This window comes from Rhodococcus sp. ACS1, assembly GCF_002300155.1.
In the GTDB taxonomy this organism is placed as follows: domain Bacteria; phylum Actinomycetota; class Actinomycetes; order Mycobacteriales; family Mycobacteriaceae; genus Rhodococcus_F; species Rhodococcus_F koreensis.
Genome location: NZ_NSDZ01000001.1, coordinates 823,244 through 844,507, shown reverse-complemented (window position 1 = coordinate 844,507; position 21,264 = coordinate 823,244). Strand labels below are relative to the sequence as shown.

Here is a 21,264-nt window from a genome sequence, read left to right as displayed (position 1 = left end):
TCCTCTACCCACGACTCGGATGTGAGGTCCCGTCATGACGACACTCTCCGAACGCCTCGACCACGAATCGGCGGCGCCGCCCCCGGGGCATCTCCGCGGCCGGACGGTGCCGGTGTGGCTGGCGATCGCCGCCGCCTCGATCCCGATGTTCATGGCCACCCTCGACAACCTCGTGATGACCAGCGCCCTGCCGGTGATCCAACGCGACCTGAATGCGTCGGTGGGGCAGTTGCAGTGGTTCCTGAACGCCTACACGCTGGCCTTCGCGACCTTGATGCTGACGCTGTCGGCGCTGGGCGACCGGCTCGGGCGCCGGCGTGTATTCCTCTGGGGCATAGTGCTCTTCGCGCTGGCATCGATCGCCTCGGCGCTGTCGACCACCTCCGAGATGCTGATCGCGGCGCGGGCCGTCCAGGGTGTCGGCGCGGCCGCGATCATGCCGCTCTCGCTCACCCTGCTCGCCGGGGCCGTGCCGCTCGCCAAGCGGGCCCTCGCCATCGGGATCTGGGGCGGCGTCTCGGGGCTCGGAATCGCTCTCGGCCCGGTGATCGGCGGCGCCGTCGTCGACGGGGTGTCGTGGCAGGCCGTGTTCTGGATCAACGTTCCCGTCGCCGCGGTCGCGATCCCGTTGGCGCTCTACGCGCTCGGCGAGTCGAAGGGGAAGCGGCAATCGCTGGATCCGCTCGGCGTCGTACTGGCCGGGGCCGCGGTGTTCCTCGGAGTCTGGGGCATCGTGCACGGCAACGACGACGGCTGGACCAGTGCCACGGTTCTCGGTGCCCTCGTCGCAGCGGTGGTGCTGCTCGCGGCGTTCGTGGTGCGCGAGTTGCGCACACCGTTTCCCGTGATGCCGCTGCGGTTGTTCCGGTCCCGTCAGTTCTCCCTGGCCAACGTGATCGGGCTGACGTTCACGCTGGGAATGATGGGTGCCGTCTTCCTCCTGTCGCAGTACCTCCAGATCGTCATGGGGTATTCCCCGTTCGAGGCCGGCCTGAGGACGCTGCCGTGGACGGCGGCACCCATGGTGGTGGCGCCGATCGCGGGGTTGCTCGCGCCTCGGCTGGGCGTCCGGACGCTCCTCGTCACCGGACTGGTGCTGCAGGGACTGTCACTGCTCTGGATGGCGTCGCTCATCGTTCCCGGCGCCACCTACGGCAGCATGGTTCCGGCGTTCGTGATGGCCGGCGCGGGAATGGGTCTGACGTTCGCCCCCAACGCGACCGCCGTCCTCGCCGACATGCCCGAGGCCGACCACGGCACGGCCAGTTCGACCAACGCGACGCTCCGGGAGATCGGAGTCGCGCTGGGGATCGCGCTGCTGACCGCGGTGTTCCTCGGTGCGGGCGGCAGCCTCACACCGACCGGGTACATCGACGCCCTCGCGCCGGCGCTGTACGTGGGAGCCGGATCCGTGGCGGTCGCGGTCGTCGCCGCCGCCCTCATGCCGGGACGGTCGAAGGCGGTCCTGGCGTCGACGTGACGGGGCCGGACCGGGCGTCAGTCCTGCCAGCCCGGCCGGACCAGGCCCCACTCGTACGCCATGACCACCAGTTGTGTGCGGTCCCTGGCGCCGAGTTTCAGCAGAATCCGGCTGACGTGCGTGCGGGCGGTGGCCGGGCTCAGGAACAGTCGCGAGCCGATCTCGGCGTTGGTGAGGCCCTCGGCGATCAGGAGCATCACCTCGCGTTCACGATCGGTGAGGTCGTCGAGGCGGCTGGAGTGCGGCGGCCGTTTGGCGTGGGTCGCGAACTCCGCGACCAGTTTCCGCGTCACAGACGGCGACAGCAGGGCATCCCCGTCGGCCACCACGCGGACCGCCCGCACCAGTTCGGCGGGTTCGGTGTGCTTGACCAGGAAACCCGTCGCCCCCGCGCGCATCGCCTCGAAGACGTACTCGTCCAGTTCGAACGTGGTGAGCACCACCACCCGCACGCCGGACAGCGCGGGATCGGCGGCGATACGCCGGGTCGCCTCCAGTCCGTCGAGCACCGGCATCCGGATGTCCATGAGGACGACGTCGGGAACCAGCGTCCGGGTCAGGCTCACCGCTTGCTCGCCGTTCTCGGCTTGACCGGCCACGGTGATGTCCGGCTGGGCGTCGAGCAGGGCGGCGAAACCCGCCCGCACGAGGGCCTGGTCGTCGGCGACGAGTACGCGAATCGTCATGCCCGGTCAACCATGTCGTGCCCGAGGGGGAGCGTCGCCTGCACCCGGAAGCCGCCACCCGGCCCGCTCCCGGCGGTCAGTTCACCGCCGAGGGCGCGGGCGCGTTCCCGCATGCCGGGGATGCCGTTGCCGCCGCCACCGGCCGACGCGCCGTCCGGGCCCCGTCCGTCGTCGTCGATCCGGACGCGGACGGACGTGGGCGAGTACGTCACCGTGACATCGGCCGACGAGCCGCCGGAGTGGCGGGCCACATTGGTCAGCGACTCCTGCACGATGCGCGCGGCAGCGACGTCGACCACGGCGGGCAACGGCCGCGGTGCGCCCTCGACGATCGTCGTCACCGCAAGACCCGCGGCGCGGGCACGCTCGACCACACCGTCCAGGTCCCCGATCCCGGCGGTGGGCGCGGTGGGCGGGCTGTCTTCGCCGCGCAGCGATGCCAGCAGCGCGTGGACGTCGCCGATCGCGTCACGGCTCGCGACCTTGATCGCGGACAGTGCCTCCTGTGACTGTTCGGGTCTGCTGTCCCACAGCTCGAGTGCGACCGACGCCTGCACGTTGATGAGCGAAAGACTGTGTGCCAGAACATCGTGCAGCTCGCGGGCGATCGCGAGCCGCTCCTCGCTGGCCCGGCGGCGCTGCTCGTCCAGGGTGCTGCGTTGCGCCGCCTCGGCGCGTTGCCTGTGGGCGTCGAGCGTCCCGCGGCGCTGACGGATGATCTCGGCGGCGGCAAGGAGCACCAGCAGCCAGGCCGCGATGCCGGTGAGGGCGAGGAGCGACGGAGCCTCGGCGGCCGAGACGGCGGGCACGGCGAAGACGATCAGCACGTAACCGACCGCGAGGATCGGATACGTGCGCCAGCGCGACCCGGCCGTCGCCGCGCCGAGGAACGCGACCACGAGCGACAGGAACACCGGGCCGTACCCGTAACCCCGGACGACGTACAGGACCGTGACGGCGAGGACGACGAGCAGGACCGTGACCGGCGACCGTCGCCGGAAGAGCAGTGCGAGCGGACCGCACACCAGCAACACGAAGCCCGCCGCGTCCAGCGGCGTCGCCCACGACTGGTTGTGGTTGGCGCCGACACTGCCGACGACCTGCACGATTGCGACGCCCAGGGCGATCAGGACGTCCCGCGGGGCGATCGACGTGTCCCTCCGGTCGGTGTGCACCACCCGAACGTAGACCCGATCCGGCGACGCTGTCATCGTCCGCGGCACGTACGCGAGAAGACGCGCGCAGGCGGATGTGCGCGCCGTCCGCGGGGCCGAGGCTGGAGCCATGACTTCCGACATCGTGGTCACCGACAGGTTGACCAAACGCTACGGCGAACACGCGGCGGTCGACGCCGTCAGCCTGACCGTGCGGGCGGGCGAGGTGTACGGGTTCCTCGGACCGAACGGCGCAGGCAAGACCACCACACTGCGCATGCTCACGGGCCTCGTCCGGCCGACCTCCGGGACCGCGACGCTCTTCGGGTGCGCACCCGGTGACAGCGCGGTGGCGGCGCGCACCGGTGTGCTGATCGAAGGCCCCGGCTTCTTCCCCTACCTGTCCGGGCGCGACAACCTGCGGGTGCTGAGCAGATACCGCCGGCTGCCGGACGATGCGGTGGAATCCGCGCTGCACCGGGTGGGCCTGCGCGATCGCGGACACGACCGGTTCCGCACCTACTCGCTCGGGATGAAGCAGCGACTCGGTGTCGCGGCCGCACTCCTCGGCGAACCCGATCTGCTGATCCTCGACGAACCCACCAACGGTCTCGACCCGGCGGGGATGGCCGAGATGCGGGAACTGATAGTCGAACTCGCCGATTCCGGGCATTCCGTGATGCTGTCCAGCCACATGCTCAGCGAGGTGCAGGAGATCTGCGATCGCGTCGGCGTGATCTCACGCGGCGAGCTGATCGCGCAGTCCACCGTCGCCGAACTGCGCGGCGGCACCAGCCTGCTGGTACGCGCCGATCCGCGGGAACGGGCCGCGGCGGTGCTCGCGGAACTGCTGGGGCGCGACGTCGTCGACACAGTGGGTGACGCGCTCGCCGTCGCCGTGTCGCCCGAACTGGCCCCGAAGGTGGCCCGTGTTCTCGTCGACGCGGGAATCGACCTGTACGAGTTGTCCCGGCGGGAGCGATCGCTCGAGGACGTCTTCTTCGCGATGACGTCCGACAGCAATCCCGGCGACCGCACGGCGAGCAACGAACCGAGGAGAATGTCATGAATGCAGTGATCGCCGGCACGCGAGCAGAGCTTCTCCGACTGCGGAAGTGGCCGTCGATGTGGGTGCTGCTCGCCGCGTGGATCGTGCTGAACCTGGTCTTCGTCTATCTGTTCAACTACATCACGTTCAAGACCGGCGGCACCACCGACATGGCGTCGTCGGCGCCCCCGGACGTGCTGCTCGCGCAGATGCTGCCCTCGGCGGTGCCCCAGGTGTTCACCCAGGGCATGGCCATGTTCGGGGGTGCGCTGATGCTCATCCTCGGCGCGCTCACCATCGGCAGCGGCTATGGGTGGGGGACGTGGAAGACCGTGTTCACCCAGGGCCCTTCGCGATCGGCCGCGCTCGCCGGAACCCTCCTCGCGCTGCTGACCGTGGTGATCGGACTCGTCCTCACCGTGGCGGCCGTCGACGTCGGGGTGGCCACCGTCATCGCCGCGGTCGAATCGGAACCGGCGAATCTGCCTGCCGCCTCGGCGATGCTGAAGGCGCTCGCCTCCGGGATGCTCATCCTCGCCATGTGGACCGCGGCGGGTGTCCTCGTCGGCGCCCTCGCGCGGGGGCCCGCGTTGTCCGTCGGTCTCGGCCTCGTGTGGGTGCTGGTGGTCGAAAACCTGCTCCGCGGAGTCGCCGCCGTCCTCGACACCGTGTCGGTGGTGACGGACTTCCTCCCCGGCACCGCCGCGGGCTCGCTGGCAGGCTCACTGCGCGACTTCGGCGGCGACACCACCCCGGGAGTCCTGAACATCCTCGACGGCAGCACGTCGGTGCTCGTCCTGGCCGCCTACGTCGCCGCGTTCGCGGCAGGCACGATCTGGCTCGTCCGCCGCCGTGACGTGAACTGACGGCCACGGCTCAGAACAGGGGACCGCCGCCGAACGGTTCCCGGTGCGACGGCGGGGTGCGGCCCTGCGTGTCGGTGATGCCGTATTCGACGGCCAGCTCCGCCGTCACGAAGGTGTGGCCGCTGCGGTCCGGCAGGGTGGGGTCCGCGGTGAGGGCGCAGATCACCTCGCCGACGAACTCGGGAGACTCGGCGTCCGCCACGGGAAAGCCGGCAATGGTCTCCATCCCGCTGGCGACGATCATCTCCGTGCGCACGATGCCCGGCCACAGCGAGACCGCACGGACGTCGTGCGGAGCCAGCTCCGCCGCCATGTCGCTGGCCATCTTGTCCAACCCGGCCTTGGACATGCCGTAGAGCACCGAGTGGAGATGTCCCCGGGTCCCGAACGACGAGATGTTCGCGATCAACCCGGACCGCCGGGGCACCATCAACCGCGCTGCCTCCACGGACGCGACGTAATGGGCGCGCAGTCCGACGCCGATCAGCGAGTCCCAGTCGCCGAGGGGCCGTTCCCAGAACGGTGTGCTGAACCCGCCGAATCCCGCGGGGGCGGCCCACACGTTGTTGACCAGCAGGTCGAGTCGGCCTGACTGCTCGTCCGAGATCCGGGCGAACAGGGCGTGCACCTCCTCGTCGACGCGGTGATCGCACGCCACCGCGATGCCGGTGCCCCCGGCGTCGGTGACCGCCCGCGCGGACGCCGACAGCGGGCTGTCCGCGGTCACCGGGCCGCGTCCGGTGACGTAGACAGTCCACCCGGCGGCCCCCAGCGCGGTCGCGACGCCCTTGCCGACGCCGCGGCTTCCCCCGGTGACCAGTGCTACCCCGGCGCTCACTGGACGACCACCGTGTCCTCGGTGAGCGGGCGGGTGATCGACCATCGAGTGGTGAAGTGGCATCGCGACATTCGCCATTCGCCGTCCTCGAAGCGGTAGGCGTCGTCGTACTCGCCGGCGGACACGGTTTCCGTCCGCTTCAGCAGATCGACCTGGCGGAACTGCAGCGTCCACGTACCGGTCGCCTCGGTGTCGCCGCGCAGCACGATATCCGGATGGAAGCCGTGGTGCATGTCCAGGATCACGTGCTTGCCGTCCACCTCGTGGAGCGCGATCCTGCGGAAGACGTCCGTGAGCCGGTCGGCGTCGTCGAACCGGCCGAGGGGGCCGAAGTCGACGGACGCCCCGGACGCGACGAAGCAGGCACGGAACGCGTCCGGATCCTTGCCGTCGCACGCTCGCCAGTAGCGGTACTTGAGGGCCTTGATCGCGGTCACCCGCTCCAGGTCCGCCACACGCTGCTCCACCGAGCGTTCGTCCACGCCGCCGTCCTCCCGTTGCCGTTCAGTGTGTCGGGAGAGACGCTAAGCCGGGAGCGCGCCGGGTGGGGGCACAATCCCGGTGGGCGGGAACCTCCGTGTCAGGGTTGGCCGGGAAACGGGTCGACCACCGGATCGGTTCCGAGTGCCACCCGCCAGGTGGCCTCCCGAACGGCGGCGTCGGTCAGCGCGGTCACTCCGAGCGTCCGGGTGTCCGCCGTCTCGCCGTGTTCGACGACCGCCCGCCACGCGACCGCGGTGTCCGCCTCGACCTGGGCCGCGAGTTGCGCGGCGGTGATCGGGTCGGTGACCGGGAACGGCAGCGTGTAGCCCGCTTCGGCGGCCGGGGCCGTCAGACCCGCCGCGGTCAGCGTGTCCAGGAGTTCGTCCCGGCGGGCCCGGTGGGCCGCGGCGGCGGTGGCCACCTGCGCCGCCCGCGTGGGATTCGAGAAGGCGGCGACCACCCCGTAGGCGAACACCGCGGAATGTTCGGCGGCCAGCGCGTCGCCGAGGCTCCTGCTCTCGGCTTCGGTGGGTGTCGTCACGGCAGCACCACCGCCAGGTACGTTCCGCACGCGGCGCTGATCGACGCACACAGTCCCGCGCGGTACGCGGTCAGCGCGCGTGCCGAGTCGGCTGCACTGCGCTGCGACTCGGCCAGGTCGGCCCGCAATTGCTCGAGACCGGGCGGAGGCGCGGGTGCGGTCGGTGTCGCCGACGGGGGAGCGGATGTGGTCGGCGCGGTGCCGTCCGGGTAAGTTCCCGCGGCCCTGGCGATTTCGGCGTCCAACGCGTCGGCGTGCGCGGTGCGCTGGGCGCGGACGAGTTCGAGTGCCGCGCCGCGGTCGGGCAGTAGTGCGATGGTCGCCGCCGCGCCCGCGGCGTCGCGACGCGCCAGACGCGACTGCGCGACCAGTGAATCGACCTCGGTGTCGGCGTCCTCGCCGTCTGCGCATCCCGCCAGCACGGGGACGCTCGCGACGCCGAACGCGGAGGCTGCTGCGAACCGGAGAGCGGTGCGCCGGGACACGGCCGGACCGGATGTCGGGGGCCGGGAGACGGTGGGCATGAGCACCGGTCCATGGTGCCAGGTCGGGCCGCGATCCCGGGAATCGAGCACCGGGGCTGGTCACGGGCGCCTCGAATCGGCGTTACTCTTAGATGCTCGAACCCGTCGCGACGGGTTCGAGGTGCTGCCCTGTGCGGCACGGTGACCTGCAGACCACGACACACGACGAGCGACAACTGAAACGAGGAGCTTCCCCGATGCCGGTTCCATCCAAGGAGAGGGTGACGGAGCTCATCTCCGATCTGGTCCAACGCCAGGGCTACGACTTGGAGGACGTTGCGGTCACCCTCGCGGGCAGGCACAGCGCAGTCCGGATCATGGTGGACAGCGACGCCGGGCTCGAACTCGACGCGGTCGCGAACCTCAGCCACGAGATCTCCGAGGTGTTCGACTCGGTGTCCGATTTCGGGGAGTCCCCGTACACGCTCGAGGTCACGTCTCCCGGCATCGACCGGCCGCTCACGCACGAGCGGCACTGGCAGCGGGCCCGCGGCCGCAAGGCCCGGATCGACCTCGCGCACGAGACCGTCGTGGGCCGGATCGGGGCCCTCGACGGCGACTCGGTCGCGGTGGTGATCGGCTCGCGCACCGGTCCGGACGTTCGGCGCATCGCGCTCCCGGACATTCAGAAAGCTGTTGTGCAGGTGGAATTCTCGAAACCCGACCCGAGGGAGCTGGAACTCGCCGGCGGAATACCCGAGGGTCGCGTGGCACCTGCGGACGCAGACGCGTCGGAAGATGAAGAAGTAGTAGAGGGGCTGGACAAGTGAATATCGACATTGCGGCGCTACGCGCCATCGAAGCCGACAAGGGCATCTCGATCGAGACCGTCATCTCGACCATCCAGACGGCGCTGCTCACCGCCTACCGGCACACCGAGGGGCATCAGCAGCACGCCCGGATCGACGTCGACACCAAGAGCGGCATCGTGCGGGTGATGGCGCACGACGTCGACTCCGACGGCAACATGGTCGGCGAGGAGTGGGACGACACCCCGGAAGGTTTCGGCCGGATCGCGGCGACCACCGCGCGCCAGGTCATTCTCCAGCGGCTGCGCGACGCCGAGCACGAGCGGAGCTTCGGCGAGTACTCCACCCATGAGGGTGAGATCGTCGGCGGCGTGATCCAGCGCGACACCCGGGCGAACTCGCGCGGCATGGTCGTGGTGCGGATCGGGAGCGAGGCCAGCGGCGCCGAGGGCCTGATCCCGCCCGCCGAGCAGGTGCCCGGGGAGAACTACGAACACGGCGAGCGGCTCAAGTGTTACGTCGTCGGTGTCGCCCGCGGACAGCGCGGGCCGCAGATCACGTTGTCGCGCACCCACCCGAACCTCGTGCGCAAACTGTTCGCGCTCGAGGTTCCGGAAATCGCGGACGGCTCGGTCGAGATCATCGCCGTCGCCCGGGAGGCAGGCCACCGGTCGAAGATCGCCGTCCAGTCGCGGGTGCAGGGGCTGAATGCGAAGGGCGCATGCATCGGGCCGATGGGTCAGCGGGTGCGCAACGTGATGAGTGAGCTCGCCGGCGAGAAGATCGACATCATCGACTTCGACGACGACCCGGCCCGGTTCGTCGGCAACGCGCTGTCACCGTCGAAAGTGGTCTCCGTCACTGTCGTGGATCCGGAGGCCCGGGCCGCGCGTGTCGTCGTCCCCGACTTCCAGCTGTCCCTCGCCATCGGCAAGGAAGGGCAAAATGCCCGTCTTGCTGCGCGCTTGACCGGGTGGCGAATCGATATCCGCAGTGACGCCGCACCCGCTCCCGAGTCGGCAGGCGGACCCGCCGCGACCACTCGTTGAGCCGGGAATGCGGAGATCGGGGCAAGTCGGCGGTAGAGTGGTCAATGGTTCAGCATGAGCATCCCTATTCCGCGCGCGTTCCTACCGGTTCACCGGTCCGAACATGCATAGGATGTAGGGAGCGCGCGCTGGCTGTCGATCTGCTCAGGGTTGTGGTTAGTGAGAGCGGGCCGCAAGGTCATGTTCTCGCCCCGGACCCGAGGCGCAGGCTTCCCGGTCGAGGTGCGTGGCTGCACCCCGTCGAGGTTTGCCTGAGTCTCGCGGAACGACGCCGAGCATTCGGCAGAGCGCTGCGAGTGTCCGGAAGTGTCGACACGTCAGAAGTCGACCACTGGGTACGCGCAGGGCACCCACCCAGAGCAGTACCTCTCGAACAGAACAGGCACAAGCACTCATGAGCACACCGTGAAGCACCAGCGATGATCGTCCATCGGAGATAACCCGAGGTCGTGCGGGCCCCTCTCAGGGGAGCCTCCTGCTCGACCTCATCAGTGAGGAGAGCAGTGGCAGGCAAGGCCCGCGTGCACGAGTTGGCTAAAGAACTCGGTGTCACAAGTAAAGAACTACTCGCAACGCTCAAGGAGCAGGGCGAGTTCGTGAAGTCGGCGTCCTCCACAGTGGAGGCGCCCGTCGCCAGGCGTCTGCGGGAGTCCTTCCCGTCGGCGAAGTCGGCCGATTCCGCAGCCCGTCCGGCTGCCAAGCCCGGCGCGCCCGCGCCGAGCGCCCCCGTGACCTCGGCCAAGCCGGGCGGACCCCGTCCCGGCCCCAAGCCGGCAGCCCCGGCTCCGGCCGCACCCGCTGCAGCAGCACCCGCGCCCACTCCCGAGGCTCAGGCCCCGGCACCGGCCGCACCCGCAGCGAGCGCAGTCACCCCGGCCGCACCGGCGAGCAATGCTCCCAAGCCCGGTCGCCCCACCCCGGCCGCCCCGGCTCCGGCCGCACCCGCAGCCCCGGCCGCCCCGGCGGCGGCCAGTGCTCCCGCGGCTCCGTCCACGGGCGCCAAGCCCGGCGGACCCCGTCCCGGCCCGAAGCCCCCGCGCGTCGGTAACAACCCGTACTCCTCGGCTCCGGCCGAGCGTCCGGCACCCCGTCCCGCTCCCGGCGCGCCGCGTCCGGGTGCACCCCGTCCGGCTCCCGGCCAGGGTGGACCTCGTCCGGCACCGGGTCAGGGCGGACCTCGTCCGGCTCCCGGTCAGGGTGGACCCCGTCCGGCTCCCGGCCAGGGCGGTCCCCGTCCGGCACCGGGTCAGGGTGGACCCCGTCCCAGCCCCGGCTCGATGCCTCCTCGCCCCAACCCGGGCGCGATGCCCGCTCGTTCGGCACGTCCCGCTCCCGGCGGTCGTCCCGGCCGTCCCGGCGGAGCCCCCGGCGGTCGTCCCGGTGGCGGCGGCGGTGGATACCGCGGCGGCGGAGCACCCGGTGCCGGCGCAGGCGCGCCCGGTGGCGGAGCACCCGCAGGTGGTTTCCGCGGTCGTCCCGGTGGCGGTGGACGCCCCGGTCAGCGCGGTGCGGCAGCAGGTGCCTTCGGTCGTCCCGGTGGCGCCCCGCGTCGTGGTCGCAAGTCGAAGCGGCAGAAGCGCCAGGAATACGATTCCATGCAGGCGCCCGCCGTCGGCGGCGTGCGGTTGCCCCGTGGCAACGGCGAGACCATTCGCCTCGCCCGCGGTGCTTCCCTGTCGGACTTCGCGGAGAAGATCGACGCGAACCCCGCAGCGTTGGTGCAGGCACTGTTCAACCTCGGCGAGATGGTGACGGCGACCCAGTCGGTCAACGACGAGACGCTGGAACTGCTCGGCGGCGAGATGAACTACGTCGTCCAGGTCGTCAGCCCGGAGGACGAGGACCGCGAGCTGCTCGACAGCTTCGACCTCACCTACGGCGAGGACGAGGGCGGCGAAGAGGACCTCGAGTCCCGGCCGCCGGTGGTCACCGTCATGGGCCACGTCGACCACGGTAAGACCCGACTGCTCGACACGATCCGCAAGGCCAACGTCCGTGAGGGCGAGGCCGGCGGCATCACGCAGCACATCGGTGCCTACCAGGTGCTGACCGAGCTCGACGGCAACGAGCGTCTCGTGACGTTCATCGACACCCCCGGTCACGAGGCCTTCACGGCCATGCGTGCCCGTGGTGCCAAGGCCACCGACCTCGCGATCCTGGTCGTCGCCGCCGACGACGGCGTCATGCCGCAGACGGTGGAAGCGATCAACCACGCCCAGGCGGCCGACGTGCCGATCGTGGTCGCGGTGAACAAGATCGACAAGGAAGGCGCGAACCCGGACAAGATCCGGCAGCAGCTCACCGAGTACGGACTGGTCACCGAGGAATACGGCGGAGACACCATGTTCGTCGACATCTCGGCGAAGCAGGGCACCAACATCGACGCGCTGCTCGAAGCAGTGCTGTTGACGGCGGACGCCGCCCTGGACCTGCGGGCCAACCCGGACATGGACGCTCAGGGTGTCGCCATCGAGGCTCACCTCGACCGTGGACGCGGCCCCGTCGCGACCGTGCTCATCCAGCGCGGAACGCTGCGGGTCGGCGACTCGATCGTGGCCGGCGACGCATACGGACGTGTGCGCCGCATGGTCGACGAGCACGGCGACGACGTGCTCGAGGCCCTGCCCTCGCGTCCCGTCCAGGTGGTCGGCTTCACGTCGGTCCCCGGTGCAGGCGACAACCTGCTCGTGGTCGACGAGGACCGCATCGCCCGTCAGATCGCCGACCGGCGCAATGCGCGGAAGCGCAACGCTCTGGCCGCGAAGAGTCGCAAGCGCATCAGCCTCGAGGACCTGGATTCGGCTCTCAAGGAGACGTCGCAGCTCAACCTCATCCTCAAGGGCGACAACTCGGGAACCGTGGAGGCCTTGGAAGAGGCGCTGCACGGCATCGAGATCGACGACGAGGTGCAGTTGCGGGTCATCGACCGCGGTGTCGGTGGCGTCACCGAGACCAACGTCAACCTGGCCGCTGCGTCGAACGCGATCATCATCGGGTTCAACGTGCGCGCCGAGGGCAAGGCGACCGAGTTGGCGAACCGCGAGGGCGTCGACATCCGGTACTACTCGGTGATCTACCAGGCCATCGACGAGGTCGAGAAGGCTCTCAAGGGCATGCTCAAGCCGATCTACGAAGAGGTCGAGCTGGGCAAGGCGGAGATCCGCGCGATGTTCCGTTCGTCCAAGGTCGGCAACATTGCCGGTTGCCTCGTCACCTCGGGTACCATCCGTCGCAATGCGAAGGCCCGGCTGCTGCGTGACAACACGGTTGTCGCCGAGACCGTCACCATCTCCTCGCTGAAGCGGGAGAAGGAGGACGCTGTCGAGGTACGCGAGGGTTACGAGTGCGGTTTGACGCTCACCTACTCCGACATCAAGGTCGGTGACGTCATCGAGGCCTACGAGCTTCGGGAAAAGCCGCGCGACTAGTCGCCATCCGTTTGGGGTGACGCAGCAGCGTCATCCGGCGTGCGCTTCTCCGGCCGAGTCGATCGGCCGGGGGAGCGCACGTCTCCCCGAAGGAGGAAAGTTTGTACGTCGGTGCGCTCGAGCTCGACATCTTGCTCGGTGACGTGCGATCTCTGAAAGAGAAACGTGCAATGGTCAAACCGGTTCTGGCGGAGCTGCGACGTTACGGCGTCTCGGCGGCGGAGACCGGGGAACAGGATCGGTACCGCCGGTCGATGCTCGGCGTCACAATGGCGAGTTCGGCGGTCGATCACGTACACGAGGTGCTCGACACGTGCGAACGGCACGTCGCCGGGATGCCGGAACTGCAACTCCTTGCGGTCCGGCGGAGGATTTTCGGCCCCGAGGACTGATTCGGAGCGCCTTGCCCGCCCCGCCGCATGCGCGGCCCGGCGTGCAGAATGAACTACAGCTACACCGCAACTTCACAACTTATCCAGCGGCCAGGGAGAGGAGTCTGATTGTCATGGTGGATCCCGCCCGGGCACGCAAACTCGCCAAGCGCATCGGCACGATCGTCGCGACGGCGATCGACCACGAAATCAAGGACCCTCGCCTGGCGTTCGTCACGATCACCGATACCAAGGTGACGGCCGACCTTCACGACGCCACTGTCTACTACACCGTGATGGGCGCCGACCTCGAGTCCGAACCGGACCTCGTGTCCGCGGCTGCGGGACTGGAGAAGGCGAAGGGTGTTCTGCGCTCGAAGGTGGGCGCAGGCACCGGAGTCCGGTTCACGCCGACGCTGACGTTCGTCGCGGACACGGTCCCCGACACGGCGCGGCACATGGAGGAACTCCTCGCCCGCGCCCGCGCCGCCGACGACGAGGTCGCGCGGGTCGCGGCCGGTGCGTCCCCGGCCGGCGACCCCGACCCGTACAAGGAACCCCGAGTCGAGGACGCGGACGACGCCGAAGTCGACGAGCCGTCCCGGTCCCGCCAGGCGGACTGACACGAACCGACATGACCCACACTCAGGAGACGTCCCTGTCTGATCTCGATCGTCACGAGGTGTTTCTGCCGCAAGCGGTCGCCGTTCTCGAGAACGCGACGTCGGTGACGATTCTGTGTCACGTCCAACCCGATGCCGACACGATCGGCAGTGGACTCGCCCTGGCATTGGTGCTCGAGCGCAAAGGGATTCCGGTGCAGGTCGCGTTCGGCGCGCCCGACGAACTGCCGGAGTCGATGCGGGAACTGCCGGGCACCCACCTGCTGGTGCCCGCGGACCAGGTGCGCCGCAACGTCGATCTGCTCGTGACCGTCGACTGCGGGAGCGCCGGACGTCTCGGGAAGCTCGCCGACCGGCTCGCGAACGCGGGGGAGACCCTCGTCATCGATCACCACCGGTCCAACACCCGGTTCGGTCGCATGAACCTGATCGACGAGTCGGCGGAGTCGACGACCGCTGTCGTGGCGCAGATGTTCGACGTGTGGGGTGTGGACATCGACGCCGACCTCGCGCACTGCCTGTACGCGGGTCTCGTGACCGACACCGGTTCGTTCCGCTGGGTGCAGCCCGGCACCCACACCCTCGCGGAGCGGCTCCTCGCCACCGGCATCGACGGGGCTCGCATCGCCCGTCGCCTGCTCGACACCCACCCGTTCGGCTGGCTGCCGATGCTGTCGTCGGTGCTCGGATCGGCGACACTCGTCCCCGAGGCGGCGGGCGGGCGGGGACTCGTCTACGCCGTCATCCGGCAGGCCTACGTCGGGGATCTGCGCTCGGAAGAGATCGAGAGCGTCATCGACATCGTCCGGACGACGTCCGAGGCGGAGGTCGCGGCCGTCCTCAAGGAGGCGGTGGACGGCTCGTGGTCGGTGTCGCTGCGGTCGAAATCCGACGTGGACGTCTCTGTCGTCGCCGGGTACCTCGGCGGCGGCGGTCACCGGTTCGCCGCCGGCTACACGGCCGTGAACTCTGCGGACGAGATCGTGAACTCGCTCGTCGAATCGCTCGGCTGAGGTCCGAAATCGTTGGCTGAGGTTTCGGAAGTCACGGGCGACGCGACCGCCCGGACGGTGTTCGGGCTGGCGTTGCCGGCGCTCGGTGTGCTCGCGGCCGAACCGATCTATCTGCTCTTCGACATCGCTGTCGTCGGCCGTCTGGGTGCGCTGGCGCTCGCGGGTCTTGCCGTCGGTGGCCTCATTCTCGCCCAGGTCAGCACCCAGCTGACGTTCCTGTCCTATGGCACGACGGCGCGCGCGTCCCGCATGCACGGGGCCGGCGACGAGCGCGGCGCGGTCCGGGAGGGTGTCCAGGCCACCTGGCTGGCACTGGGCATCGGCGCGCTGGTGATCGCGCTGGTCCAGCTGTTCGGACGCCCGGTCACGTCGGCGATAGCGGGTGGCTCCGACATCGCGGCGGCCGCCGGGAGCTGGTTGCGGATCGCGGTGTTCGGCGCCCCGCTGATCCTCATCGCGATGGCGGGCAACGGCTGGATGCGGGGTGTGCAGAACACGGTGCGGCCCCTGCGTTTCGTGATCGCCGGTCTGGTCGTGTCGGCTGTGGCCTGCCCGGTGCTGGTGTACGGATTGTGGGGCGCGCCGCGGCTGGAACTCGAGGGTTCGGCGGTCGCGAACGTGACCGGGCAGGCCGTGTCCGCGAGTCTGTTCGTCGGGGCGCTGGTGGTGGAGCGGGTGCCGTTGCGCCCGCGGTGGCACGTCATGCGCGCCCAGATGGTTCTCGGCCGCGACCTGATCCTGCGGAGTCTGGCGTTCCAGGCGTGCTTCCTCTCGGCCGCCGCCGTCGCGTCCCGGTTCGGCGCCGCCGCGGTCGCCGCCCACCAGGTGGTACTGCAGCTGTGGAACCTCGTGGCCCTCACCCTCGACTCCCTGGCGATCGCCGCGCAGGCGCTCGTCGGTGCCGCACTCGGTGCCGGGCACGCTGCAGGCGCCACGCGACTGTCGTGGCGCATCACCCGGTGGTCCACGATCTTCGCGGCCGGACTCGCCCTGATCTTCGCCCTCGGTCACGGCGTGATCCCCGAACTGTTCACCTCCGACCGGGCCGTGCTCGACGAGATGGCGGTGGCGTGGTGGTTCTTCGTCGCGATCATGCCGGTGGCCGGCGTCGTGTTCGCGCTCGACGGAGTGCTGCTCGGGGCCGGGGACGTCGCCTTCCTCCGGAACGCCACGCTGGCCTGCGCGCTGGCCGGGTTCCTGCCACTGATCTGGCTGTCGATGCTGAACGACTGGGGCCTGGCGGGAATCTGGACGGGACTCACGGTGTTCTTAATTCTTCGGATGCTTGCGGTCGTGTGGCGGGTCGGATCGGGCCGCTGGGCAGTGGTCGGGGCCGACCTGCAGGCACGGCACGGATCGGACAGCGATCCGGCGGCGGAGCACGATCGGAAAGGTGGTTGACGTGGCACCCAAACTGATGGCGGTGAGCGACACCCATGTGGGGCACCGGGGAAACCGCCCGATCACCGAGGACATCTACCCGGACTCGCCCGAGGACTGGCTGATCGTCGCCGGGGACGTGTCGGAGAAGACCGACGACATCCGGTGGGCGCTGAAACTTCTGCGGAGTCGTTTCGCGCAGGTCATCTGGGTTCCCGGCAACCACGAACTGTGGACGACGGCGAAGGACCCGGTGCAGATCCACGGCGCCGCCCGCTACGACTACCTCGTCACCATGTGCCGCGAGATCGGGGTCATCACCCCCGAGGACCCGTTCCCGGTGTGGGAGGGGGAGGACGGCCCGGTCACGCTGGTCCCGATGTTCCTGCTGTACGACTACACGTTCCTGCCCGACGGCGCCACCACCAAGGAGGAAGGCCTCGCGATCGCGCGGGAGAAGAACGTGGTGGCCACGGACGAGTTCCTGCTGTCGAGCGAACCGTACGGAACACGGGACGCCTGGTGCCGCAACCGCGTCGAGACGACGAAGGCCCGGCTGGACGCCCTCCCCGCCGGCACCCGCACCGTTCTGATCAACCACTTCCCGCTGGTGCGTCAGCCCACGCAGGTGCTGTGGTACCCGGAGTTCTCGCTGTGGTGCGGCACCGAACTGACCGCGGACTGGCACACCCGGTACAACGCCGTCTGCGCCGTGTACGGGCATCTGCACATTCCGCGCACCACCTACTACGACGGGGTGCGGTTCGAGGAGGTATCGCTGGGCTACCCGCGGGAGTGGCAGCGGCGGGGACTCCCGGACAACCTGCTGCGGCAGATCCTCCCGGTGCCGGAGTATCCGCCGGGCACGCTGAACAAGTGGGGCGGCCACTTCAAGGTCACTCCCGAACAGGAAGCCGAAGTGGAGAAGATGCGGGCGAGGGGGGCCCTGTGATCGAGAGAATTCTGCCGGCCGGCGTGGTGTCCTCCGAACTGTTCGAGGACCCGGCGGGGCTGCGTCCGCACCCGCAGGAGGAGGCGCTGATCGGGCGGGCGGTGGAGAAGCGGCGACGCGAATTCACCACCGCACGCCACTGCGCCCGCCTCGCGATGACGAAGCTGGGTGTGGACCAGGCCCCTGTTCTGCGGGGCGACAAGGGTTCCCCGGTGTGGCCGCGCGGCGTGGTCGGAAGCCTCACCCACTGCGACGGTTACCGCGGCGCGGCGCTCGGCTACGCGATGCAGGTGCGGTCCGTCGGCATCGACGCCGAACCGCACGACGCGCTGCCCGACGGGGTGCTGGACGCGGTGAGCCTGCCCGCCGAACGCGACTGGCTGTCGGGTGCGGCGGACTCCGGGCAGTGGCGCTCGGCGACCGGCGGTCCGGTGCACCGGGACAGGCTGCTGTTCTGCGCCAAGGAAGCCACGTACAAGGCGTGGTTCCCGCTCACCGCCCGGTGGCTCGGGTTCGAGGACGCGCACATCACGTTCGAGGCGTCCGGCGACGGCACCGGCACGTTCCATTCGGATCTCATCATCTCCGGGGAGACCATCGACGGACCACCGCTGGCGTCGTTCGACGGACGGTGGATGGTGTCCGACGGACTCATCATCACCGCCATTGCGGTGCACTGATTTCGGGACTGTGCGGTGCACTGATTTCGACGCCGTGACGGCGGCTGGCAGAATCGGGCCTCGTGTCTGCACGTGAAAAGCCCTCTTCCGGTCTCGTCGGCGCCGGACTGCTCATCGTCGACAAGGACGCGGGCGTCACCAGCCACGACGTGGTGGCCCGGTGTCGCAAGCTACTCGGCACCCGGAAGGTCGGCCACGCGGGCACTCTGGACCCGATGGCCACCGGGGTGCTGGTGCTCGGTGTGGAGCGGGCGACGAAGCTGCTGGGGCTCCTCGCGCTGACGACCAAGGCGTACACGGCCACGATTCGGTTGGGGCAGGCCACCACCACCGACGACGCCGAGGGTGACGTCGTCGCGTCGGCCGATGCGTCCGGCGTGAGGGACGAGGAGATCGCGGCGCAGGTGCGCACCCTCACCGGGGACATCCAGCAGGTCCCGTCGAGCGTCAGCGCCATCAAGGTGGACGGCCGGCGGGCGCACGCGCTGATCCGCGCGGGTGAGGAGTTCGAACTCGCGCCCCGGTCGGTCACGGTGTCCCGGTTCGAGGTGATCGCGAGGCGCACCGAGGGCACGTTCGTCGACCTCGACGTCGAGGTGGAATGTTCGTCCGGAACCTATGTGCGGGCGCTCGCCCGTGATCTGGGGATCGCGTTGATCGGTGTCGGCGGGCATCTCACGTCGCTGCGACGGACCCGGGTGGGACCGTTCACCCTCGAGCACGCGCGCACGCTGGAACAGTTGGCCGAGGAGCCGGGCGTCAGTCTCGACATCGACGCCGCCGCGCAGACTGCGTTCCCGCACCGGCAGATCGACGCGGACGAGGCCGAAGCGATCAGTCAGGGTCGCTGGCTCGAGCCGATCGGAATCAAGGGCGTCTACGCCGCGATCGATCCGAGTGGGCACACGATCGCGCTGCTCCAGGAGCGGGGAAAGCGGGCGAGTTCGGTGATGGTGGTCCGTCCCGCGACCCTGAGGTAGCGGCTCACACCAGCCAGATGGCCTGGGCTGCGGGGTTTCCGAGCTCGACGGTGTCCTCCTGGACGCCGATCCGGACCGACACGGTGCCGGCGTAGTCGCGTCGCTCCAGCACCGTCACCGTCACGTCCAGTGCCACACCCACCGAGTCGAAGTACCGCAGCATGGCCGGGTCGGAGTCCGAGATGCGGGCGATGCGGCCGCTCTCGCCGTTGACGAAGTCGCTGAGCTGACGTGCCGGGGGAGTGGGCACCGACCCGTCGACCGCGGGGATCGGATCGCCGTGCGGATCGCGTTCGGGATGGCCGAGCTTGGCGTCCATCCGGGAGATCATCAGATCCGAGACGGCGTGCTCGAGCACCTCCGCCTCGTCGTGCACCTCGTCCCAGCCGTAGCCGAGTTCGTGCACCAGGTACGTCTCGATGAGGCGGTGCCTGCGGACCATTCCGACGGCCGCCACGCGCCCCGCCTCGGTCAGGGCGATCGACCCGTAGCGGGCGTGGTCGACGAGGCCCTGATCGGACAGTTTCCGGATGGCCTCCGACACGGTGGACGCGGACACCCCGATCTTCTCGGAGAGCAGTTTCGTGGAGACCCGCTCCTGCGACCACTCCTGAACGGTCCAGATGACCTTCAGGTAGTCCTGCGCCACTGCCGAGAGCGCCCCGGTCTCGGAGGTCGAGTCCTCGGTCACGCTCTGGTCATTCTTGTTCACGGCCACGCCAACGAGCTTAGGCAAGTCTTACCGGCGAGACACATCGACACACCTGATCCGTCCCCGGGGGACCTCACCGTCGACCGCGAACCGCGAGGTCGTGACGTTTCCCCGCCACGCCGGACCGCCGGACAGCCGGTCCGAAGATGAACATCGGCGCGCGGCACCGTAGGCTGCCACTCGTGCTGAGATGGCGTGGTCTCGACGAGGTTCCTGCCGACTGGGGTCGTTGTGTTCTCACGATCGGCGTATTCGATGGCGTGCACCGAGGTCACGCCCAATTGATCAGTCGAGCGGTGGCGGCTGCCCGCACGCGTGGAATACCCAGCGTGCTCATGACTTTCGATCCTCATCCGATGGAAGTGGTTCGTCCGGGCAGTCATCCCGCCCAGCTCACGACGCTGGCCCGCAGGGCGGAGCTCGCGGAGGAGCTGGGCATCGACGTGTTCTGCGTCATGCCGTTCACCGCCGAATTCATGAAGCTGACGCCGGAGCGGTACGCCCACGAGATCCTCGTGGAGCGTCTGCACGTGGCGGACGTCGTCGTCGGTGAGAACTTCACGTTCGGCAAGAAGGCCGCGGGCAACGTCGACCTGCTGCGGCAGATCGGCGACCGGTTCGGTTTCGCGGTCGACGGTGTGACGTTGCTCGCAGAGCATGCGGTCACGTTCTCGTCCACCTACATCCGCTCCTGTGTGGACGCCGGCGACATGGCCGCCGCGACGGAGGCCCTCGGCCGCCCGCACCGTGTCGAGGGCGTCGTCGTCCACGGCGACGGTCGCGGACGCCAGCTCGGCTACCCGACCGCGAACGTCGCGCCGCCGATGTACGCCGCGATTCCCGCGGACGGCGTGTACGCCGCCTGGTTCACCGTGCTCGGGCACGGAGTCGACCTGGGCACCGTCACCTCCGGTGAGCGGTACATGGCTGCCGTGTCGGTGGGTACCAATCCGACGTTCTCCGGGCGGACGCGCACCGTGGAGGCCTTCGTCCTCGACCGGGAAGCCGACCTGTACGGCCAGCACGTGGCCGTCGACCTCGTCGAGCGCCTCCGCGGGATGGAGAAGTTCGATTCCGTCGACGACCTGATCGTCGCGATGGGCAAAGACGCCGAGCGTGCGCGCGCGATCCTCGCGGCATCGGAGGACGTGCGGTAAAGCACCCGCATTTCAGCTGGTAAAGTAGACCGCTGGCGTGCGCTGCGGTTCGCGGTGGCCGCGCCGAGTTTCGATCCTTGCACGCGAACGTCATCACCAGGAGTGAACCAGTGGCATTGACCACCGAAGAGAAGAAGCAGGTTCTGAGCGAGTACGGCCTGCACGAGACCGACACCGGTTCGCCGGAGGCGCAGGTGGCCATGCTCACCAAGCGCATCGTCGATCTCACCGAACACCTCAAGATGCACAAGCACGACCACCACTCCCGCCGCGGCCTCCTGCTGCTGGTCGGACGCCGTCGTCGTCTGCTCAAGTACGTCCAGAAGGTCGACATCGAGCGTTACCGCTCGCTGATCGAGCGTCTCGGCCTGCGTCGCTGAGTTTCGCAACATCGCGATCATTTCGATCGCAAATCACTCCGGTAGCCGGCGGGGCCTTGCTTAGACTGGGCCTCGCTGGCTATCGGTGTTAGCTGCCGAGGGCAGCACTACCGTATGCACCCGAGAATGTGGTGTCGGTCTTCGGTAGTGGTCTTCCGGACACGGTCCGG

The 21,264-nt window shown here is 69.3% G+C and carries 23 protein-coding genes; 16 read left to right on the top strand and 7 right to left on the bottom strand.

The genetic code is table 11. From position 1 onward, the window contains the following. The first annotated feature begins 34 nt into the window (after positions 1-34). A complete protein-coding gene (locus CJ179_RS04015; RefSeq protein ID WP_095860743.1) occupies positions 35-1,480 on the top strand; it encodes an MFS transporter in 1,446 nt (481 codons plus the stop codon). Positions 1,481-1,497: 17 nt separating this feature from the next. Here CJ179_RS04015 and CJ179_RS04010 read toward each other — a convergent pair whose 3' ends face one another. Together CJ179_RS04010 and CJ179_RS04005 are read right to left on the bottom strand one after the other, a co-directional pair. Continuing rightward, positions 1,498-2,166, bottom strand: a complete 669-nt coding sequence (locus CJ179_RS04010; protein ID WP_095860742.1) for a response regulator transcription factor — start codon at positions 2,164-2,166, stop codon at positions 1,498-1,500. Then, on the bottom strand, positions 2,163-3,377 hold the full coding sequence (locus tag CJ179_RS04005; protein ID WP_257015316.1) for a sensor histidine kinase: 1,215 nt from the start codon (positions 3,375-3,377) through the stop codon (positions 2,163-2,165). Before CJ179_RS04005 ends, CJ179_RS04010 begins: the two co-directional genes overlap by 4 nt. A gap of 73 nt (positions 3,378-3,450) precedes the next feature. On the opposite strand from CJ179_RS04005, the gene CJ179_RS04000 reads away from it, so the two are divergent. Continuing rightward, entirely contained in the window at positions 3,451-4,389 is a 939-nt protein-coding gene (locus tag CJ179_RS04000) for an ABC transporter ATP-binding protein (protein WP_095861054.1), read from the top strand. After that, positions 4,386-5,234, top strand: coding sequence for an ABC transporter permease subunit (locus CJ179_RS03995; protein ID WP_095860741.1), 849 nt, complete (start codon positions 4,386-4,388; stop codon positions 5,232-5,234). The genes CJ179_RS04000 and CJ179_RS03995 overlap by 4 nt, the downstream gene beginning before the upstream one ends. Positions 5,235-5,244: 10 nt before the next feature. Here the strand turns inward: CJ179_RS03995 and CJ179_RS03990 are convergent, their stop codons facing one another. The 4 genes from CJ179_RS03990 to CJ179_RS03975 all read right to left on the bottom strand — a co-directional run bounded on the left by CJ179_RS03990 (position 5,245) and on the right by CJ179_RS03975 (position 7,620). After that, positions 5,245-6,072, bottom strand: coding sequence for an SDR family NAD(P)-dependent oxidoreductase (locus CJ179_RS03990; RefSeq protein WP_095860740.1), 828 nt, complete (start codon positions 6,070-6,072; stop codon positions 5,245-5,247). Continuing rightward, positions 6,069-6,554, bottom strand: coding sequence for a nuclear transport factor 2 family protein (locus CJ179_RS03985; protein ID WP_095860739.1), 486 nt, complete (start codon positions 6,552-6,554; stop codon positions 6,069-6,071). Before CJ179_RS03985 ends, CJ179_RS03990 begins: the two co-directional genes overlap by 4 nt. Positions 6,555-6,652: 98 nt before the next feature. Next, positions 6,653-7,096 (bottom strand): ferritin-like domain-containing protein, encoded by a 444-nt coding sequence (locus CJ179_RS03980; protein ID WP_095860738.1) that lies wholly within the window; start codon positions 7,094-7,096, stop codon positions 6,653-6,655. Continuing rightward, positions 7,093-7,620, bottom strand: coding sequence for a hypothetical protein (locus CJ179_RS03975; protein ID WP_072937990.1), 528 nt, complete (start codon positions 7,618-7,620; stop codon positions 7,093-7,095). Before CJ179_RS03975 ends, CJ179_RS03980 begins: the two co-directional genes overlap by 4 nt. A gap of 197 nt (positions 7,621-7,817) precedes the next feature. Here CJ179_RS03975 and rimP point away from each other — a divergent pair, with 197 nt between their 5' ends. From rimP to truB, 11 genes are all read left to right on the top strand, one after another. Beyond that, entirely contained in the window at positions 7,818-8,390 is a 573-nt protein-coding gene (gene rimP, locus CJ179_RS03970) for a ribosome maturation factor RimP (RefSeq protein WP_072937875.1), read from the top strand. Further along, positions 8,387-9,418, top strand: a complete 1,032-nt coding sequence (gene nusA / locus CJ179_RS03965; RefSeq protein ID WP_095860737.1) for a transcription termination factor NusA — start codon at positions 8,387-8,389, stop codon at positions 9,416-9,418. The genes rimP and nusA overlap by 4 nt, the downstream gene beginning before the upstream one ends. A gap of 44 nt (positions 9,419-9,462) precedes the next feature. Next, positions 9,463-9,816: a YlxR family protein gene (locus tag CJ179_RS03960; protein WP_095860736.1), complete on the top strand. Its 354-nt coding sequence runs from the start codon at positions 9,463-9,465 to the stop codon at positions 9,814-9,816. Between the two features lie 105 nt (positions 9,817-9,921). Next, positions 9,922-12,846, top strand: a complete 2,925-nt coding sequence (infB, locus tag CJ179_RS03955) for a translation initiation factor IF-2 (RefSeq protein ID WP_072937878.1) — start codon at positions 9,922-9,924, stop codon at positions 12,844-12,846. A gap of 101 nt (positions 12,847-12,947) precedes the next feature. Further along, positions 12,948-13,238, top strand: a complete 291-nt coding sequence (locus CJ179_RS03950; RefSeq protein ID WP_015890369.1) for a DUF503 domain-containing protein — start codon at positions 12,948-12,950, stop codon at positions 13,236-13,238. A 113-nt stretch (positions 13,239-13,351) separates the two neighbouring features. Beyond that, positions 13,352-13,840, top strand: coding sequence for a 30S ribosome-binding factor RbfA (rbfA, locus tag CJ179_RS03945; protein ID WP_015890370.1), 489 nt, complete (start codon positions 13,352-13,354; stop codon positions 13,838-13,840). 11 nt (positions 13,841-13,851) lie between these two features. After that, positions 13,852-14,853, top strand: coding sequence for a bifunctional oligoribonuclease/PAP phosphatase NrnA (locus CJ179_RS03940; protein ID WP_095860735.1), 1,002 nt, complete (start codon positions 13,852-13,854; stop codon positions 14,851-14,853). A gap of 12 nt (positions 14,854-14,865) precedes the next feature. After that, positions 14,866-16,254 (top strand): MATE family efflux transporter, encoded by a 1,389-nt coding sequence (locus CJ179_RS03935; RefSeq protein ID WP_072937881.1) that lies wholly within the window; start codon positions 14,866-14,868, stop codon positions 16,252-16,254. Position 16,255: 1 nt separating this feature from the next. Next, the gene (locus CJ179_RS03930; protein ID WP_072937882.1) at positions 16,256-17,185 is read left to right on the top strand and encodes a metallophosphoesterase; all 930 of its coding nucleotides are present in this window, start codon (positions 16,256-16,258) and stop codon (positions 17,183-17,185) included. Next, on the top strand, positions 17,182-17,865 hold the full coding sequence (gene npt / locus CJ179_RS03925) for a 4'-phosphopantetheinyl transferase Npt (protein WP_095860734.1): 684 nt from the start codon (positions 17,182-17,184) through the stop codon (positions 17,863-17,865). The genes CJ179_RS03930 and npt overlap by 4 nt, the downstream gene beginning before the upstream one ends. Before the next feature lie 62 nt (positions 17,866-17,927). Further along, positions 17,928-18,845 carry a tRNA pseudouridine(55) synthase TruB gene (gene truB / locus CJ179_RS03920; RefSeq protein WP_095860733.1) on the top strand — a complete coding sequence of 306 codons (918 nt, stop codon included), beginning with the start codon at positions 17,928-17,930 and terminating at the stop codon, positions 18,843-18,845. 4 nt (positions 18,846-18,849) lie between these two features. On the opposite strand, the gene CJ179_RS03915 is transcribed toward truB, so the two are convergent. After that, the gene (locus CJ179_RS03915) at positions 18,850-19,563 is read right to left on the bottom strand and encodes a metal-dependent transcriptional regulator (protein WP_143051390.1); all 714 of its coding nucleotides are present in this window, start codon (positions 19,561-19,563) and stop codon (positions 18,850-18,852) included. A gap of 176 nt (positions 19,564-19,739) precedes the next feature. Between CJ179_RS03915 and CJ179_RS03910 the strand changes: the two genes are divergently transcribed. Both CJ179_RS03910 and rpsO read left to right on the top strand, forming a co-directional pair. Beyond that, positions 19,740-20,714, top strand: coding sequence for a bifunctional riboflavin kinase/FAD synthetase (locus tag CJ179_RS03910; protein WP_025432373.1), 975 nt, complete (start codon positions 19,740-19,742; stop codon positions 20,712-20,714). Positions 20,715-20,824: 110 nt separating this feature from the next. Then, the gene (rpsO, locus tag CJ179_RS03905) at positions 20,825-21,094 is read left to right on the top strand and encodes a 30S ribosomal protein S15 (RefSeq protein ID WP_005240682.1); all 270 of its coding nucleotides are present in this window, start codon (positions 20,825-20,827) and stop codon (positions 21,092-21,094) included. The last annotated feature ends 170 nt before the right edge of the window (positions 21,095-21,264 follow it).

Bases quoted from the DNA above. Each gene is read 5' to 3' on its own strand.
- CJ179_RS04015 (WP_095860743.1), top strand. From the start codon at position 35: ATGACGACACTCTCCGAACGCCTCGACCACGAATCGGCGGCGCCGCCC.
- CJ179_RS04010 (WP_095860742.1), bottom strand. From the start codon at position 2,166: ATGACGATTCGCGTACTCGTCGCCGACGACCAGGCCCTCGTGCGGGCG.
- CJ179_RS04005 (WP_257015316.1), bottom strand. From the start codon at position 3,377: ATGACAGCGTCGCCGGATCGGGTCTACGTTCGGGTGGTGCACACCGAC.
- CJ179_RS04000 (WP_095861054.1), top strand. From the start codon at position 3,451: ATGACTTCCGACATCGTGGTCACCGACAGGTTGACCAAACGCTACGGC.
- CJ179_RS03995 (WP_095860741.1), top strand. From the start codon at position 4,386: ATGAATGCAGTGATCGCCGGCACGCGAGCAGAGCTTCTCCGACTGCGG.
- CJ179_RS03975 (WP_072937990.1), bottom strand. From the start codon at position 7,620: ATGCCCACCGTCTCCCGGCCCCCGACATCCGGTCCGGCCGTGTCCCGG.
- rimP (WP_072937875.1), top strand. From the start codon at position 7,818: ATGCCGGTTCCATCCAAGGAGAGGGTGACGGAGCTCATCTCCGATCTG.
- CJ179_RS03960 (WP_095860736.1), top strand. From the start codon at position 9,463: ATGGTTCAGCATGAGCATCCCTATTCCGCGCGCGTTCCTACCGGTTCA.
- rbfA (WP_015890370.1), top strand. From the start codon at position 13,352: ATGGTGGATCCCGCCCGGGCACGCAAACTCGCCAAGCGCATCGGCACG.
- CJ179_RS03940 (WP_095860735.1), top strand. From the start codon at position 13,852: ATGACCCACACTCAGGAGACGTCCCTGTCTGATCTCGATCGTCACGAG.